Genomic DNA, 15,708 nt, shown 5'->3' with positions numbered 1-15,708 from the left:
TTCTATATTCTAAAAACAGAACTACTTTCCTGGATTTACCCTTCGTTTTTAAGCAAATCCCTCAAATATGTCAGTATTTATACTTAATAATTGTAGTCAATTATTTTTTAGTGATGCCTGCGGTGGTCACTGAGCTTGCCCTTTGCGGAGCGTCTTGTAGAGAAGTGCGCGCTGCGCCTACGCCTTTCCCTAAAAAACTAATTATTTTGTGCTACGTATTGAATTTCAAAATGGCGATTAATACCCTATTTATTTCAAAATGAGAATTGCTGACCGCCATATATTCTTACATCCAGTTCCTCTGCTGGCTCATAAAATTTCTTCAGATTTTCAATAATTTTTCTCCTACCTATTTTTGATTGTAAATCATTTAAAAACAACCCAAAATTACTCCCATCTTCTAGTAAAGGATGTTGGGGCAAATCAGTTTTTTGAGCATTTCTTGGTTCTGAATATCGCCCCATCTGCCAGTCACGATATAAAGCAATATTAGAAAATGTAGTGCTGAGATAAGAAAGTTCTGGATACAAATCTGGATCTGTTCGCTGAGATAAGATAGACTGATCTGGTATTAGGTTTTCTGGATGAATATAGTTGCCATTCTGTTGGAAATAATTACCTTTTTGTACCATTAACTCTGGATATCCACTGTGATAACGATAATAAGAAATGAGAATATTATCAACAGAACTTTGGTACTGACTTTCTATTATTTCGTCTATTAAATCTAGCCTTCCTTTACTATTAGAGGTGAACATCAACTGATAATGTAAGGGTTGAAGTCCTTCTGGATAATTAACAATAGCTTTTATTTTGACCACTGGATTTTCCTGTCCACCCTTCCACAGAAACTCGCTAATGCCTCCCCCTTGCCGAAATGGTGCGGGTAAGTCTGTGGGTGTCGCCCTTAAAATTCCAATTGCTTCAATTAAATTCGATTTACCCGAAGTGTTAGCCCCAATTAATACATTCAGAGGTTGCAGTTCAATTTCTTCACCCTCACTTCCATAAGAAAGGAAGTTTTCTAATCGCAGAGTGCGGATAAATCTTTTACCTTCCATTAGATTTTCCTATTTAGTTAATTATCTATATTCTATTAATTACGCACGGAAATTCTATAATATTCAATGATAACGTCATGTTATGTGTAAATTGCGATGCCTGGGTTGGGTTAGTCCTACGCTCAAGGACATTTTACCTTTTAGTGCGTAGCTTGCCGCCGTAGGCATCGCTTCGGCGTTTAGATGGTGGGATAGCGGGTTCATAAGCCTTCAGTCCCCCATCACCCGTAAAAATTTCTACTTGGTATGTTTTACTGGCTTTAGCGTAATATTCAGCCACACTCTTAATTGTCGCATCTCCGATAGAAATCTTTCCCGATGCTAGAGTAGGCCATTCAGCAGCCAGCTGTTTCAATTGTTCTGAATTCCAAAGTTCACCCACTTGAGTTGTAAAAATTTCCCAAGGTATAACTCCATCTGCTACTTTCACTAAAATATCAGCGAAAGCTTGAGCAATTTCATATCGCCTAGAGTTAGCTTGTGCAATGTGATTACCAGTTTCAATAATTGTCGCTAATGGTAGTATAAACATTGCACTTTGTTTTTCTTCTTCTTGAAAACGAGCTTTAACTCTTTTTTGATCCCATTTATCATTATCAGAACCACAAGTTTCCTTACCAGGAACACCCAAGTAGACGCAGAGGATTGATGTGTCAATAATCAGAACATTTCTCATAGTTAACTTTACTTATTATCAGAAAGGCTCTTTTCAATTGCGCCTTTAGTTGCGAGTCTGCCCAAAGTCCCTGATGCTAGTAAAAGAGGAAGATTTTCAATATCTTCTAAAAGTGTAAGCTTGCTTTCTCCAGTTTCAGAATCACGGTGTGCAACAACCACAAAAGGAACTATTTCTGGGCCTAAAGCATCAAGTAAAGCTGGATTATGGGTAGTTAGTAAAATATCAATTTTTCTTTTGCTGCCAATCTCTCGTAGTGTTCTTACCAGCAATTCTGCACGCGAGGGATGAAGACCATTGTCTATTTCTTCAATTACTAGCTGACTGCCTTCTGGTCGAGTAAGGAGCGCTGTGAGAATTGCTATAAAACGTAAAGTTCCATCTGACATAGTTTTAGCATCAATCTCTGTGATGTGCCCAGGTTTCCATTCTTCTTGACAGTAAAGCATGGCATCAGTACCAAATCTGCCAACTTTTTCTGCCCAGAGTTTTTGAATATCACCTTCTGGGAAATCTTTGATGTAGTTAGACAGAGTGGATTCTACTTCAGTTTTATGTTCTTCAGATAATGCTGCTAATACACCAGCAATATTGGAGGCATCACTTTCAAGAGTGTCAGATAGGCGTGAATACTCACGCATTTTAGAGGGAATAGGATTCAGAATCAAAATTTCTTTCAGAGTGGAAACAACACAATTGATAGCTTTAATTTTTAAGGGAAAATATCTTTTTTGAAGTTCTTTTTCAAAAATGAGCCTTCCATCTTCGTCCGTGCTTAAATATATATGATTAGATACAATGTCCTTAAAATCAAAATAAGTTCCTGCCTCTTTCATGCCACTTTTTGTATTTAAATCTATTTTTTTTACAGTAAAGTTTTCTACATACTTAATAGTATGATCTTCATTCAAGTTTTGACGTTCAATATATTCTTCTATAACTTTGACTTCACTTACTATTTGTGTTTGTATAACATATAAGTAGTCTGCTTTATCATCTTCACCCTGAACTAAAGCATTTAACGTAAATTGAGTTTCGGGTTTAAGTGCAGCCCACTCTAAGCCACCTCTAATAGACGTAAGTGTTTTATCTCCTGCTAAAGCTGCTTCAACATTCTCACCTCTAGCTATTCTTTGTAAAAATACCAAAGCTTCAACCACATTAGATTTACCACTCGCATTTGTACCAATAAGAACAGTCAACGGGTCAAGTGGAAGCTCCGCATAACGAAAACTTTTCCAATTTTCAAGAATGAGTTTCTTAAGCATGATCAAATCCAAAAATGTTAATATTATATTTTTCCTATTTAGACAGACTTAATACAAAAACTCTGCGTTCCTTTGCGCTCAACTCCGCGTCCCTTTGCGTTTAAATCTCAACCTTAAATTCGCTAAGGTTGATACCAGCGATTACGGGAATCGTTAACCCCAAACGCAACCGTAGCGCTAGCCAGTCACTTAAAGCTTCTACATCCTTATAGAGTTTGATGATTTGCCCAGACTCCTTGTAAGCTTGGAATTTCACCCCAATAAGTTTGATCATCTTCAATGATCTCATAAACCGCTAGTTCTATTGCTTGGTCAATGTAGCTTACCAGCATAACAATTAAAAAATCCAGTACCTATCTAAATTTAGCTCCTAACAGTAGCGATGCCTACGGCGGCAAGCTACGCACAAAGTTTTTCAGCGTTGTATAAATATGGGATGATTTTACAGATTTTTCTTTGCGTCTTTGCGCCTTTGCGTGATATAACCTCATAGCTGGTTTGTACAATTATGAGCTTTCTTTGACTAAAGCTAAAGCTGCTTGAACGACTTTTGCAAGAGGTCTAAGGAAGAATTTAGGACTTACGCAAAACTACACGCGCTCTGGGGCAATTCATGAATTGCCCTTCAGAAGAAAATCATTCTTTTTGGCTATTGTTTGCATAAGTCCTGAAATTGAAGAAATTTTTGATCTAATTTATTTTTCCTTTCTCAAAATTCAGAACTTAACATTCAACACTCAGCACTCAACACTGAGTACTCAGCTTGGGTGAATTTCTCCCAAAAGTACTTCTTGAGGTGCCCCAGTGGCAGTAGGTAGGTTGCCTGGAATACCTAAATATCGCCAGTAGGCTAAAACTGCGAAGGCGATCGCTTCTTTAAAATCTGCATTCAAGCCGACCTCATCCGTAGTCCAAACTGGTACTGATGTCAACAACAACTCTAACCGACGTTTCAAATAGAGATTGCGACTACCACCGCCACATAATAGTATTCGTTGTGGCATTTCCGGCAAAAAAGTGCGGTAACTATGAACAATTGAAGCAGCTGTAAGTTCTGTGAGAGTTGCCAGTACGTCGGCAGGATTGAGTTGGTATGCTTGGGCATCTTTTAAACACTGATGCAGGTATGTAACACTAAATAACTCTCGACCAGTAGATTTGGGAGGCGGCAAATGAAAGTAGTCTTGGTTGAGCCATTGTTCTACCAATTGATGGCAAGGAGTACCACTCGCTGCCCAATTGCCATCTTCATCATAAGTTTTAGCACCAGCGCTTAAATGCTCTACCGCCAGATCCAACAGACAATTTCCTGGGCCAGTATCCCAAGCGCAAATTTTTGAAAGCCAGTCACCATGCCGAGGCGGAATATAAGCAACATTACCAATACCACCAAGGTTTTGAATACAACGTCCTTCCTGGGGATGGCTGAGTAAATAGGCATCTACTCTGGGCACAAGAGGTGCACCATGACCACCAATAGCGATATCAGCAACGCGGAAGTTGCTCACAGTTGTAATGCTTGTAAGATAAGCAATTAATTCACCTCGCCCTAGTTGGAGACTGTAACCCAAGGGAGTGCTGAGGAGCCTTCCTTTCTCCCCCTGCTCTCTTGCCCCTCCTGGTGGTCGATGATAAACCGTCTGACCGTGAGAGCCAATTAGAGTGGCTGGCTGGTGATCAATTTGAATATTTTGGGCGGCTTGGGCAAAGACTTGAGCGATCGCATCATCTATTTCTGCCAATTCTGCCATTGAGATAGCAACGCCAGCACCAACTGCTAATATTCTGTCTCTGAGTTCGGCTGGATAGGGATAGGTTGCGCCGACTAGCAACTCAATTTTGAGATCCAATTCTGTACCGGAAATATCTACCAACGCAGCGTCTATACCATCTACGGATGTGCCACTAATTAAACCGATAACGCGAGTACCGACAGCAGCTTCTTCAGTTGGATGCATTGACAAAGATTTTTTGTTGATTGCAAGAGGTAGTTTAATTCATGTTACTACACATGTCAAAAAAACTAAGGTGGCATAGTTGACTGGAAAAAGACAAGTAGGCAGAGCAAGGGAAGAATTTCAAAACTAATAGCTATGAAGACCAATCTATTTCTCTTTATCAGGAAACAGGGTTCTCAAAGACTGTCTATTATCTTTATTATTCCTTCATTAAGGACAACAGCTGAAAATACAAATCTTAATACGCATGGGTTAATTTTACATTTTTATCTTCAGATAAATAACAGACTCTCTCTCCACTTTTTTGGAAAGTAAAACTACTTATTTAGCTTCTAATATAAAGCAAAATTTTGACTAAATAGATGGATTTTTTAGCCAAGGCAAATCCAGTAATTTCATCGTGTTGTTTTTTCTGGAAGACATTCCATAATGAATTCAAGTCACGTGACAAATTTATCAACAAAAAAACTACAAAATATCAAAATTATGTCTCTTAAAAAAATTGCTTGCATCGCTGCTCTATCTTTATCTGCAATCTCCTCATTTATATATGCTGGTTCTGCCCAAGCTATTTCCTTCAAGGTGAACACAGGGATTGCAGCCCCTAATGGAACAACTGACAAAGGTGCTTTTTCTGAGTTTACTCAGCTTCCGGGTACGACAACTGTTGACTTCAACAATGGTCAAGCACCAACCACTGGTTTCGCTAAGTACTCATTTGAGAACGGTCAAAAGAGCAGTGTTAGGTCAGATGTATGGGCACCTGCCGGGGCAAACGGTGAAGTCAATAAAACTAACTATTTAGCAGTTTTCAACGGTGATAAAGTCACAATTAACCTTAACAATCACCTCAATTATTTCGGTATTGACTGGGGAGCTATCAGTCCCGACAACACCTTCTCCTTCTACAATGGCAATACCCTGATCAAATCATTTACAACTCAGGATGTAGATCCGGTTGCTCCCATTCATGCCTCACAGCATGGAGGTGAAGGCAATGGCTACCTTCACTTCTACTCAGATAGTAGCAATGATATCTTCAACAAGATTGTCATCTCCCAAGCAGCAAATGGTGGTGGATTTGAAAGCGACAACCATTCTTTTCATCTAGGAACTGACAGATTTACAGGTTTTGACCCTAAGTCTGTTCCTGAGCCTAGTGTTACATTAGGTATGCTGGCTGTAGGTGGTATGTTTCTAGGCAAACGCAAGAACGAGAAGTTACAAAGCGTAAGGAAATCTAACTAAAGATACCAATCATAGCTTAGTAAGATTTTACTGATTTTCTCTACACCCTAAACTTAGGCTCCACGTTTGCATAGCGTGCCGTATCTAGGATTTCAAAACTTCTGATAATAATTCAACATTAAATACAAATTAGGGCGAGCTTACTTATGTAAACTCGCCCTAATCCTTTTGCCATTTATGATCAGCCCTTCTTCTACGGTCAACGCAAGGCATAGCTAGCTTTCAGAGTAGAAGTAAGTAAGCTATGCTCAGGCCTATCTTGCTGGAGGAAAGAAAACTTGTTAGAAAAGTCTCAAAGAAGAAATAAAAGAAAAAGCTTACAGAAAACCCACATCCTCAGAATCGATATGATAGAAAAGTAAATAAAATTTAAAAAATATTTATCGAATGATGGTTCAATCATCTGGCTTGTCCAAGGTCAAAGACTTATTAACACAAAAAATCTTTTTAGGTAATGAACCTAATGCAGAGTTAATTGCAATTCTCACCGTTTACTTTGTCCAAGGGATTTTAGGGTTATCGCGTCTAGCTGTTAGCTTTTTCCTCAAAGATGAACTGCTGCTGAGTCCAGTCCAGGTATCGGCGCTATTGGGAGTTGTCTTCCTACCTTGGATGATCAAGCCGGTGTTTGGTTTTATTTCTGATGGTTTGCCTATATTCGGCTATCGTAGACGTCCTTACTTGATTTTATCTGGGATACTGGGAACTGCTTCCTGGGTCAGCCTGGCCACAATAGTTCATACTAGCTGGGCAGCTACGTTAGCGATCGCCCTTGGTTCTCTCTCCGTCGCCTTCAGTGATGTTATAGTTGACTCGCTGGTTGTTGAACGAGCCAGAGGCGAATCGCAAGCAAAAGCCGGTTCACTACAATCTCTGTGCTGGGGTGCTTCTGCGATCGGAGGTTTAATAACAGCATACTTTAGCGGTCTGTTGCTCCAATACTTTACTACCCGTACTGTCTTTGGGATTACCGCCTTATTCCCTCTCATCGTTTCAGGGGTAGCTTGGTTAATTGCTGAGTCTCCTGTTAGTAAAGATTCTCAAGATAGTAATCACACCAACCCTTTACCAATCAAACATCAACTGGGGCAGCTGCGCCAAGCCATTACCCAAAAAACAATTTGGCTACCAACGGCGTTTATCTTCATCTGGCAAGCTACCCCAAATGCAGAGTCAGCTTTTTTCTTCTTTTCTACCAACGAACTACATTTTGAACCAGAATTCTTGGGGCGGGTGTACTTGGTGACAAGTTTCGCGTCTTTAGCAGGTGTTTGGATTTTTCAACGTTTCCTCAAAGGCATCCCTTTTCGGGTGATTTTTGTTTGGAGTACTGTCCTTTCCTCAATTTTGGGGATGACGATGCTATTGTTAGTGACTCACACAAACAGGCTGTTAGGTATAGATGACCACTGGTTTAGTTTGGGTGATAGTCTTATTCTCTCTGTAATGGGGAAAATTGCCTTTATGCAAGTGATGGTGCTAGCAGCAAGGCTTTGTCCTCCGGGAGTGGAAGCGACATTATTTGCCTTGTTAATGTCGGTGTTTAATTCAGCAGGAACGGTTTCCAGTGCATTCGGGGCATTAATCACGTATTGGCTGGGGATCACCGCCACTAACTTTGAGTCACTTTGGATACTGGTGGTAATTACTAACCTCAGCACACTGTTACCCCTACCATTTATCAACTGGCTACCTACTGCTGATGAACAAACTGAGACATCAAATGATGAGGAAAAACCGTTTTTGCCTGATTTGATGGCTGAGTTGGTACTGCGAGAATCAGAGTCGGAAAAAAAATCTTTTTAGTAGCTACATATTTTCATGTAAGGTAACAATAAAAAACAAAGTGTATGCAGAGTTTTAAAAGTTACGAAAGCTGAGTTACAGAAAAATCCTACAGGTTTATAATGCTGCTCATCACCGCTCAGATTTGGTAATTTTGGATGCTAGTGATTTCTCTAAAGGAGTGATGGCTCGGCTACACCTAAAGCATCATATTCCTTATGGTCTGTATGGGAGCTTTACTTCTGAAGTTTTTGGGGAAATTTGATTCCCTCTTTGGGTGAAACTATTTTTTCGCTGGCAATGATGTGCAAATCGATGTTTTTAAGCAAGCGCACCAATTTTTGCGTCAAAGATCCTTTGAGAAGCATTTGCCAGCGCGATCGCTGACTTTCACCAATTACAATTTGAGTGATTCGATATTTCTCAGCTACTTCAGCGATCGCATTAGCTACGTTAGTATTGGTAACACGAATTAAAGTACCTTCAAATTCTTTACAGAGTTTCTCACAGGTGTGGATGTGTAAACTTTCCTCTTTGGTGAGGAAACGTTCTGGATCGGCAACAAACAAGCTATAAAGTGGGGCGTTCATATAATTAGCCAGCCTCGCACCCCGGCGTAACAGTTGGACTGAGTTGGGATAAGTGGATATGCATACCAAAACCCGCTCGTGAATATTACAGGATTGCCCATTGGGGATAGTAGCGATCGCATCTTCTTCCACGTTGTCTGCTACTTCGCGCAAAGCCAACTCCCGTAGAGCAATCAGGTTGCGGCGTTGGAAAAAGTTATCAAGGGATTGTTGGATTTTTTGAGGTGCGTAAATCTTCCCTTCTAATAACCGTTCTTGCAGTGTTTCCGGCGTGACATCCACTAATACTATTTCATCTGCTTCATCCAGAATCCTGTCAGGAACACGCTCACGGACTACCACACCTGTAATTCGGGCTACTAAGTCATTGAGACTTTCCAAATGTTGCACATTCATTGTGGAGTAGACATCAATACCTGTTGCCAAAACTACTTCTACATCTTCGTAGCGTTTTTCGCGTGGTGAACCAGGGACGTTGGTATGGGCTAGTTCATCGATTAAGATTAGTTGGGGCGATCGCTTTAAAATAGCATCTGTATCCATCTCCGTTAGCATCAACTCATCCCGAAAATATTGCTTGCGGGGTAAAATCTCCAGTCCCTCTGCCTTCTCAGCTGTTTCCTTGCGCCCGTGGGTTTCCAAAAGCCCAATGACGACATGAATTCCTTCATGTTTGAGTGAATGTGCTTCTTCCAGCATCCGGTAGGTTTTGCCTACTCCCGGAGCCATGCCAATAAATATCTTATGCTTGCCCCGTCGTCGTGGCGGATAAAGCGAGTAATTTGGAGAATTCAAAGGTGCAGTGCCAGCCGAATTAGTATTACTATTATCTGACATATCATTCTTGGTTCCTATAGCAATCCTATTTCATGGGAAAGGAAAATGGCGCTTTACCCATGCTCAATGCCCAATGCCCATTTATTAATTTTGCTGACGATTAATATCTTGCAAGTCAAGAGCATAATTCAATCGGAGAACATTGACTCCCGGCTCGCCAAAAATCGATAAAAACCTTCCATCAGTATACTTATTAATTAAACGTAGGATCTCATCTTCTCTAACTCCACGCGCATTAGCAACCCGCGATAATTGTTGCCGTGCTGCTTTTAAGGAAATATGCGGATCTAAACCAGAGCCAGAGGTATAAATCATATCAGCGAGCGGTTGAAGATTTTCCTCTCGCAATTTATCTGCCTCTTCTAAAATCCGTTTTAGTAATTCTGGATTGCTTGCAGCGAGATTGCTAGCTCCAGATATGCCAGTTGGCTTGGCTTTTTTGCCTTGGCTATATCTAACAGTACTGGGACGAGAATGGAAATATTGCTCAGATGTGAACACTTGACCAATCAAAGCTGAACCAATTGGTTCACCATTTTGATTCGGCTTGATGCTGCCGTTAGCTTGATAAGGGAAAAAAACTTGACCGACTACAAGGATTATCAGAGGATAGATGATTGCAGTCAACAACCAAAGCATTAGAGTTATAAAAATTGCTCTGATGGTTTCTCGAATAATAGCCATAATAAGTTTTCCAATTACTGATAATATTTTATTTTTTACTATTCTTAAGCCAAGCCCACAATTGTAATCAGTATATCTATCAACTTAATAGCGATAAATGGCGCAATTACCCCACCTAAGCCATAAATTAAGATATTGCGTTGCACTAGCTGATTAGCTGTCAGCGGCCTAAACCGCACACCCTTCAATGCCAAAGGAATCAAAGCGGGAATAATCAAAGCATTATAAATCAGCGCTGATAGTACAGCAGATTTAGGGCTAGTTAAATTCATAATATTCAAGCTTTGCAGGTTAGCAGCGACAAATATCACTGGGATAATTGCAAAGTATTTAGCAATATCATTAGCGATGGAAAATGTCGTCAATGCCCCACGAGTAATTAACAATTGTTTACCAATGCTAATGATATCGAGCAACTTTGTAGGATCGGAGTCCAAATCGATTATGTTGGCGGCTTCTTTTGCAGCTTGCGTCCCTGTATTCATCGCGACGCCGACATTAGCCTGGGCTAGTGCTGGAGCATCGTTAGTTCCATCTCCGGTCATGGCAACCAGTTTACCTGCTGCTTGTTCCTTTTTAATGACGCTGATTTTGTCTTCTGGTGTGGCTTCGGCAATGAAGTCATCGACTCCAGCTTCCTTGGCAATGACAGAAGCTGTAATCTGGTTGTCTCCAGTTAGCATGATGGTACGCACTCCCATCCGTCGCAGTTGCTCAAAGCGATCGCGGATACCAGGTTTCACAATATCTTTAAGATAAATAATTCCATAGATTTCGTTATCTAGGCTGACTGCTAGGGGTGTACCTCCCAGGCGAGAAACTCGTTCGTAGACAGCATCTAATTCTGATGTATCACGTCCGTTGCGGGAACGGACAAATCCTTTAATGGCTTCGACTGCTCCCTTCCTAGCCTCATATCCACCAGGCAAGTTTGTGCCACTCATGCGTGTTTTGGCGGAAAAATCGACTCCTTCTGCTTGACTGGAGTCAAAATCAAACGGTGTGCTTAACTTTTCAGCCAGTCGGACAATGGATTTACCTTCTGGTGTATTGTCAAAGACACTAGCCGCCCATGCAACATTAGCAATTTCCGATATTGAATAACCGTTGATTGGAATAAACTCTTCGGCCAGGCGGTTGCCAAGGGTAATTGTACCTGTCTTGTCGAGAACTAAAGTGTTGACATCACCACAGGCTTCAACTGCTCGTCCTGAGGTAGCAATGACGTTAAGTTGGGCAACTCGATCCATGCCAGCAATGCCGATGGTACTTAGTAACCCGCCAATAGTCGTAGGAATTAATACTACTAACAGGGCAATCAAAATTGGGACGCTAACTGGACTGTTGACATAGTAGGCAAGTACGGACAGAGTTACCACGACAAACAAAAACATTAAGCTCAGAACTGCTAGCAATACCGTTAGGGCAATTTCATTGGGTGTTTTGCTACGTTCTGCCCCTTCTAAGAAAGCAATCATCCGGTCAATAAAGCCTTTACCTGGGTCAGATGTGATGCGGATAATTAATTCATCTGAGATGATGCGTGTCCCACCCATGACGGAACTAGCAACATCGGAGCCTGATTCTTTTAATACTGGTGGAGATTCCCTAGTAATTGTCGATTCATCCACCGAGGCGACACCCATAATTACTTCGCCATCGGCGGGGATAATATCGCCAGCAACGACGTAGATGGTATCGCCTTGTTTGAGGCTGGTGGCTGGTACTTCACTAATTGTGCTATCGGCAGCGAGTTTTTTAGCGATCGCCTCTGATTTCGTTGAACGCAAAGCATCGGCTTTGGCTTTACCCCGCCCTTCTGCCACTGCTTCGGCAAAATTGGCAAACCAAACTGTAAAGAATAAAATCCCTGACAACAAGCCGTTAAAAAGTTGCGGGTTCTTTTCGAGGGCTGGGCCAAATAAGTTGGGATCAATTGTTAGCAATATGGTAATGATTGTCCCGACCCAAACCACAAACATCACTGGGTTTTTGATTGCATACTTAGGGTTGAGCTTGACAAAAGCATCTCTAATTGCCCTTAAGTACAGCCACTTCTTACTTGTCCTCGCCTTTTTACGTGCTTGGCGGCGATCGCCAGAACGAGAATTTGGCCGTCTAGCTTTGGAGTTAGTTGCCACTTGATTTATGAATAAAGTTAGGAGTGAGAAGTTAGGAGTTAGGAGTTATTACAATACGGTTCGGTTAAGGTTTGTTGATGAAAATTCTATATCGGAAAGACGCGGTAAATCGCCGTCTCTACAATAATCAATCTTTCGTCGTGACGACGATTTATCGCGTCTCTTGCCTTAACCGAACCGAATTATGAGTTATTGGGAACTTCTAATAAAAAAATATCCAACCTGTAGGGTGTATTGGTAACACAACCTACGAAACCTGATAATTTATTTATTTTTTAGTATTCTCTTAATTCCAAACTCATAATTCATAACTCATAACTTTTCTAACTGCCAGATGCTAGTTTCAAACCCTCAGCTATGGGGCCTAAAGCCAAAACGGGAAAGAAAGTCAATATTCCTAAAACCAATGTCACTCCGGCGGTGATCCCAGTAAATATTAGAGAATCGGTTCTTAAGGTACCAGGGGTTTCTTGCACTTGTTGTTTGCGAGACATTCCGTCAGCTAACAGCAAGATGGCGATCATCGGAATGTAGCGTCCTCCTATTAAGCTAACTAAAGTACTCAAGTTCCACCACAGGGTGTTATCCGTCAATCCTTCTAAGCCGGAGCCATTATTTGCTGCTGCTGAGGCATATTCATAAACTACTTGAGAAAGACCATGATAGCTAGGGTTGCTAATTCCAGACAGAGAGATGGGATAAGCTAGGGCGATCGCACTGGGAATTAAAATTAGAATTGGGTGAATCAACAGCACCACGCTGGCGAGGACGATTTCTCGCTTTTCAATTTTGCGTCCTAAAAACTCTGGGGTGCGTCCTGCCAGTAGTCCAGTTAGGAACACTGTGAGAATTAAGTAAATGAATAGGTAAGCTGTTCCAGTTCCCTGACCACCCCAGATAGCCTGGATAAACAAGCTGAAGAGAGTCGAAAATATTCCTGGCGGCATCAAAGAATCGTGCATCCCATTCACAGCACCAGACATAGTAGCGGTAGTCATAACTGCCCAGAATGACGTTTGTACCCAGCCAAATCGAACTTCTTTACCCTCTAAATTGGGCTGTTCTAACCCAAAAGCGTTATTCACAAGGGGATTACCTTGCAGTTCTCCCACGGCTGTCACTCCTACCAAAACTACAAAAATTATAAACACCATCCAGAAAAGTAGCCAAGCTTGTTTAATGTTGTTAGCAAATATACCGTAGGTGTAAATCAAGGCTGCTGGTATGGAAATCATGGCGAGCATTTCTATTAAGTTAGAAGCGCCATTGGGATTTTCAAAGGGATGGGCTGAGTTTACGCCAAAAAAGCCACCGCCGTTTTCGCCCAAAAGTTTGATCATTTCAAATGATGCCACTGGGCCTCTGGCAAGATATTGCGTCCCGCCTTCTAAGGTTGTTACAACCATAGTCTTAGCTATTGTTTGTGGTACACCTGTTATGAGCAAGGCGATCGCTCCAATAATCGAAATTGGCAGCAATATTCGCGTAATTGCACGGGTAAGATCGACGTAGAAGTTACCTAGTCGTCTACCCGTCAACCCCCGAATAAAGGCAATACCTACAGATAAACCGGTGGCTGCGGAGGTGAACATCAAAAAGCCTAAAGCCGCTACCTGGCTAAAATAACTTAAGGTTGTCTCACCGGCATAGTGTTGTTGGTCGGTATTCGTCACAAATGAAATGGTTGTGTGCAGCAATACATCCCAGTTAGTAGCACCAAAGCTGTTAGGATTCCAGGGTAAGAGTTTCTGAAAATATATCAGCAAATACACTGAAACACCCATGACAACATTGCTGTACAGTACAGCCTGAATGTACTGCCAACCAGTCATATCATCTTTCCTTCGGACACCCGCGAGGACGTACATACTTCGCTCTATCGGGTTCATTAAAAAATCAAGCAGTGTTCTTTCTCCCAAGAAAACACGTGCTATGTATCTTCCGAATAGCGGAGTGATTGCTATGACGATACACAGCGTTAAGCCAATTTGCAAAAAACCTTGTCCCATGTATTTCGTGCTCAATTAAATTTAAGTGCTAGCAAGCCAATTCTGAGAAATAACAGATTAACTGTTGGGGTATTTGATTTCGAGGGATTTACTATTTTCAGTTATTACTATTTTTCAGATACTTATTAAACTTTCTGTTAAGAATATTTAAACTTTACTCTTAATTCATCTATCTCACTAGTTAGGATTATTTGTTTATACAATACATTTTGAAAGTTTGCTAGTTAATTCTCAACTTGATATTTGCAGATATAGATTGCTGATAAATCGCAATTGGGGAATTAAATAGTTTTATAGATTGGATTGGCACTCTTTTTTAGTAAATCAAAAATGACTATGTTAAGTCGATTATTGACTATGAAAGAATCTCTAAATGAGCGTAGGGAGATATATGGGCTAATAGCGATCGCCTTTGCTATAGTGATATTATTAGAATATTTGACACCACCTGAGTACGTATTTAGCTACCTCTACACAGGAACAATTTTATTAGCAGATTCTCGATTGAATCGTGGAGCAGTATTAGGAATCACTTTTGCAGCTACGGGATTAACATTGTTAAATTTGTTTGTTCCAGGAGGAGAAATGATTGATCCCTCAACGCTGGCAAACAGGTTAATTGCGGTGTTGGCCTTGGTGGTAACAGGTTGGTTAAGTGACCGCAACCACCGTAATGAAGAAGCGATCGCTTATACGCAAGGACAATTACGCTCCCAAGAACAACTAGCTACAATGCGTGAAGATTTTGTTTCTACACTAACGCATGATTTGAAAACACCTCTACTTGGAGCAATTGAAACGCTGAAATATTTTCAAAATGAGCAATTTGGTGAAATCACACCAATGCAAGCAAAAGTATTACAAACAATGGCTCGTAGCCATCGCAGTACACTGCAATTAGTCCAAACTCTTTTAGATGTGTACCGCAATGATGCTGAAGGGCTGAAACTACAGATATCACCTATTAACTTGGTAACTGTAGCGGAGGAGATAATAGCTACCCTAGCTGAACTAGCGAGAACACGTCAGGTGTATATTTCTCTGCACTATGGCGAATCAGATTTTCGTAGCTTTCTCTGGGTAAATGGCGATTCTTTACAACTAGGCCGAGTCTTCACCAATCTCCTGAGTAATGGTATCAACCACACTCCTCGTGGCGGTAAAGTGGAAGTAGTACTTGAAGGTTATTCTAGCGATCAAGTGGTAAAAATACTCGATACTGGTTCTGGCATTACCGAAGAAGAGTTACCCTACTTATTTGAAAGATTTTATCAAGGACACAGCGATCGCCACGTCTCAGGATCAGGACTGGGGCTTTATTTGACCAGGCAAATTATTGCTGCTCATGGGGGTACAATTTGGGCAGAGAACCGCTCACCACGGGGCGCACTGTTTGGTTTTCGACTCCCAGCTTGTCCACCACCGGGGGGTTGAGAGGGGGAGCAGGGAGC

Annotated in this window: 13 protein-coding genes and 1 pseudogene; 5 read left to right on the top strand and 9 right to left on the bottom strand. The window is 41.2% G+C overall.

Translation table 11 applies throughout. The annotated features are described in order from the left end of the window. On the top strand, positions 1-263 hold a 263-nt coding region (locus F8S12_RS40195), incomplete at its 5' end, for a hypothetical protein (protein ID WP_230967742.1). Here F8S12_RS40195 and F8S12_RS02780 read toward each other — a convergent pair. From F8S12_RS02780 to F8S12_RS02760, 5 genes are all read right to left on the bottom strand, one after another. Beyond that, positions 255-1,061, bottom strand: coding sequence for an AAA family ATPase (locus F8S12_RS02780; protein WP_196514697.1), 807 nt, complete (start codon positions 1,059-1,061; stop codon positions 255-257). The genes F8S12_RS40195 and F8S12_RS02780 overlap by 9 nt on opposite strands. Positions 1,062-1,194: 133 nt before the next feature. After that, on the bottom strand, positions 1,195-1,737 hold the full coding sequence (locus F8S12_RS02775) for a hypothetical protein (protein ID WP_196514696.1): 543 nt from the start codon (positions 1,735-1,737) through the stop codon (positions 1,195-1,197). Positions 1,738-1,745: 8 nt separating this feature from the next. Continuing rightward, entirely contained in the window at positions 1,746-3,005 is a 1,260-nt protein-coding gene (locus F8S12_RS02770; RefSeq protein WP_196514695.1) for an AAA family ATPase, read from the bottom strand. Positions 3,006-3,211: 206 nt separating this feature from the next. Next, entirely contained in the window at positions 3,212-3,337 is a 126-nt protein-coding gene (locus F8S12_RS41910; RefSeq protein WP_331001335.1) for a hypothetical protein, read from the bottom strand. A 426-nt stretch (positions 3,338-3,763) separates the two neighbouring features. Further along, positions 3,764-4,963 carry an anhydro-N-acetylmuramic acid kinase gene (locus F8S12_RS02760; protein ID WP_196514694.1) on the bottom strand — a complete coding sequence of 400 codons (1,200 nt, stop codon included), beginning with the start codon at positions 4,961-4,963 and terminating at the stop codon, positions 3,764-3,766. A 486-nt stretch (positions 4,964-5,449) separates the two neighbouring features. Between F8S12_RS02760 and F8S12_RS02755 the strand changes: the two genes are divergently transcribed. From F8S12_RS02755 to F8S12_RS02745, 3 genes and pseudogenes are all read left to right on the top strand, one after another. Then, a complete protein-coding gene (locus F8S12_RS02755) occupies positions 5,450-6,211 on the top strand; it encodes an Npun_F0296 family exosortase-dependent surface protein (RefSeq protein WP_196514693.1) in 762 nt (253 codons plus the stop codon). Between the two features lie 387 nt (positions 6,212-6,598). Continuing rightward, complete coding sequence (locus F8S12_RS02750) at positions 6,599-8,017, top strand: folate/biopterin family MFS transporter (RefSeq protein ID WP_196514692.1); 1,419 nt, start codon at positions 6,599-6,601, stop codon at positions 8,015-8,017. 94 nt (positions 8,018-8,111) lie between these two features. Continuing rightward, positions 8,112-8,261, top strand: a pseudogene (locus F8S12_RS02745) (carotenoid oxygenase family protein); the annotation flags it as partial. Here the strand turns inward: F8S12_RS02745 and F8S12_RS02740 are convergent. From F8S12_RS02740 to kdpA, 4 genes are all read right to left on the bottom strand, one after another. Then, positions 8,233-9,423 carry a universal stress protein gene (locus F8S12_RS02740; protein WP_196514691.1) on the bottom strand — a complete coding sequence of 397 codons (1,191 nt, stop codon included), beginning with the start codon at positions 9,421-9,423 and terminating at the stop codon, positions 8,233-8,235. The pseudogene F8S12_RS02745 and the gene F8S12_RS02740 overlap by 29 nt on opposite strands. An 84-nt stretch (positions 9,424-9,507) precedes the next feature. Beyond that, a complete protein-coding gene (gene kdpC, locus F8S12_RS02735; protein WP_196514690.1) occupies positions 9,508-10,107 on the bottom strand; it encodes a K(+)-transporting ATPase subunit C in 600 nt (199 codons plus the stop codon). A 44-nt stretch (positions 10,108-10,151) separates the two neighbouring features. Beyond that, complete coding sequence (gene kdpB / locus F8S12_RS02730; RefSeq protein ID WP_196514698.1) at positions 10,152-12,257, bottom strand: potassium-transporting ATPase subunit KdpB; 2,106 nt, start codon at positions 12,255-12,257, stop codon at positions 10,152-10,154. A gap of 314 nt (positions 12,258-12,571) precedes the next feature. Further along, the gene (kdpA, locus tag F8S12_RS02725; RefSeq protein WP_196514689.1) at positions 12,572-14,257 is read right to left on the bottom strand and encodes a potassium-transporting ATPase subunit KdpA; all 1,686 of its coding nucleotides are present in this window, start codon (positions 14,255-14,257) and stop codon (positions 12,572-12,574) included. A gap of 336 nt (positions 14,258-14,593) precedes the next feature. Between kdpA and F8S12_RS02720 the strand changes: the two genes are divergently transcribed. Further along, entirely contained in the window at positions 14,594-15,691 is a 1,098-nt protein-coding gene (locus F8S12_RS02720; protein WP_196514688.1) for a sensor histidine kinase, read from the top strand. Positions 15,692-15,708: the final 17 nt, after the last annotated feature.

The organism is Nostoc sp. WHI, from assembly GCF_015714725.1.
In the GTDB taxonomy this organism is placed as follows: Bacteria; Cyanobacteriota; Cyanobacteriia; order Cyanobacteriales; family Nostocaceae; genus Nostoc.
The sequence above is the reverse complement of the archived record's forward strand: the minus strand, read 5'-3'. Positions and strand labels throughout refer to the sequence as shown.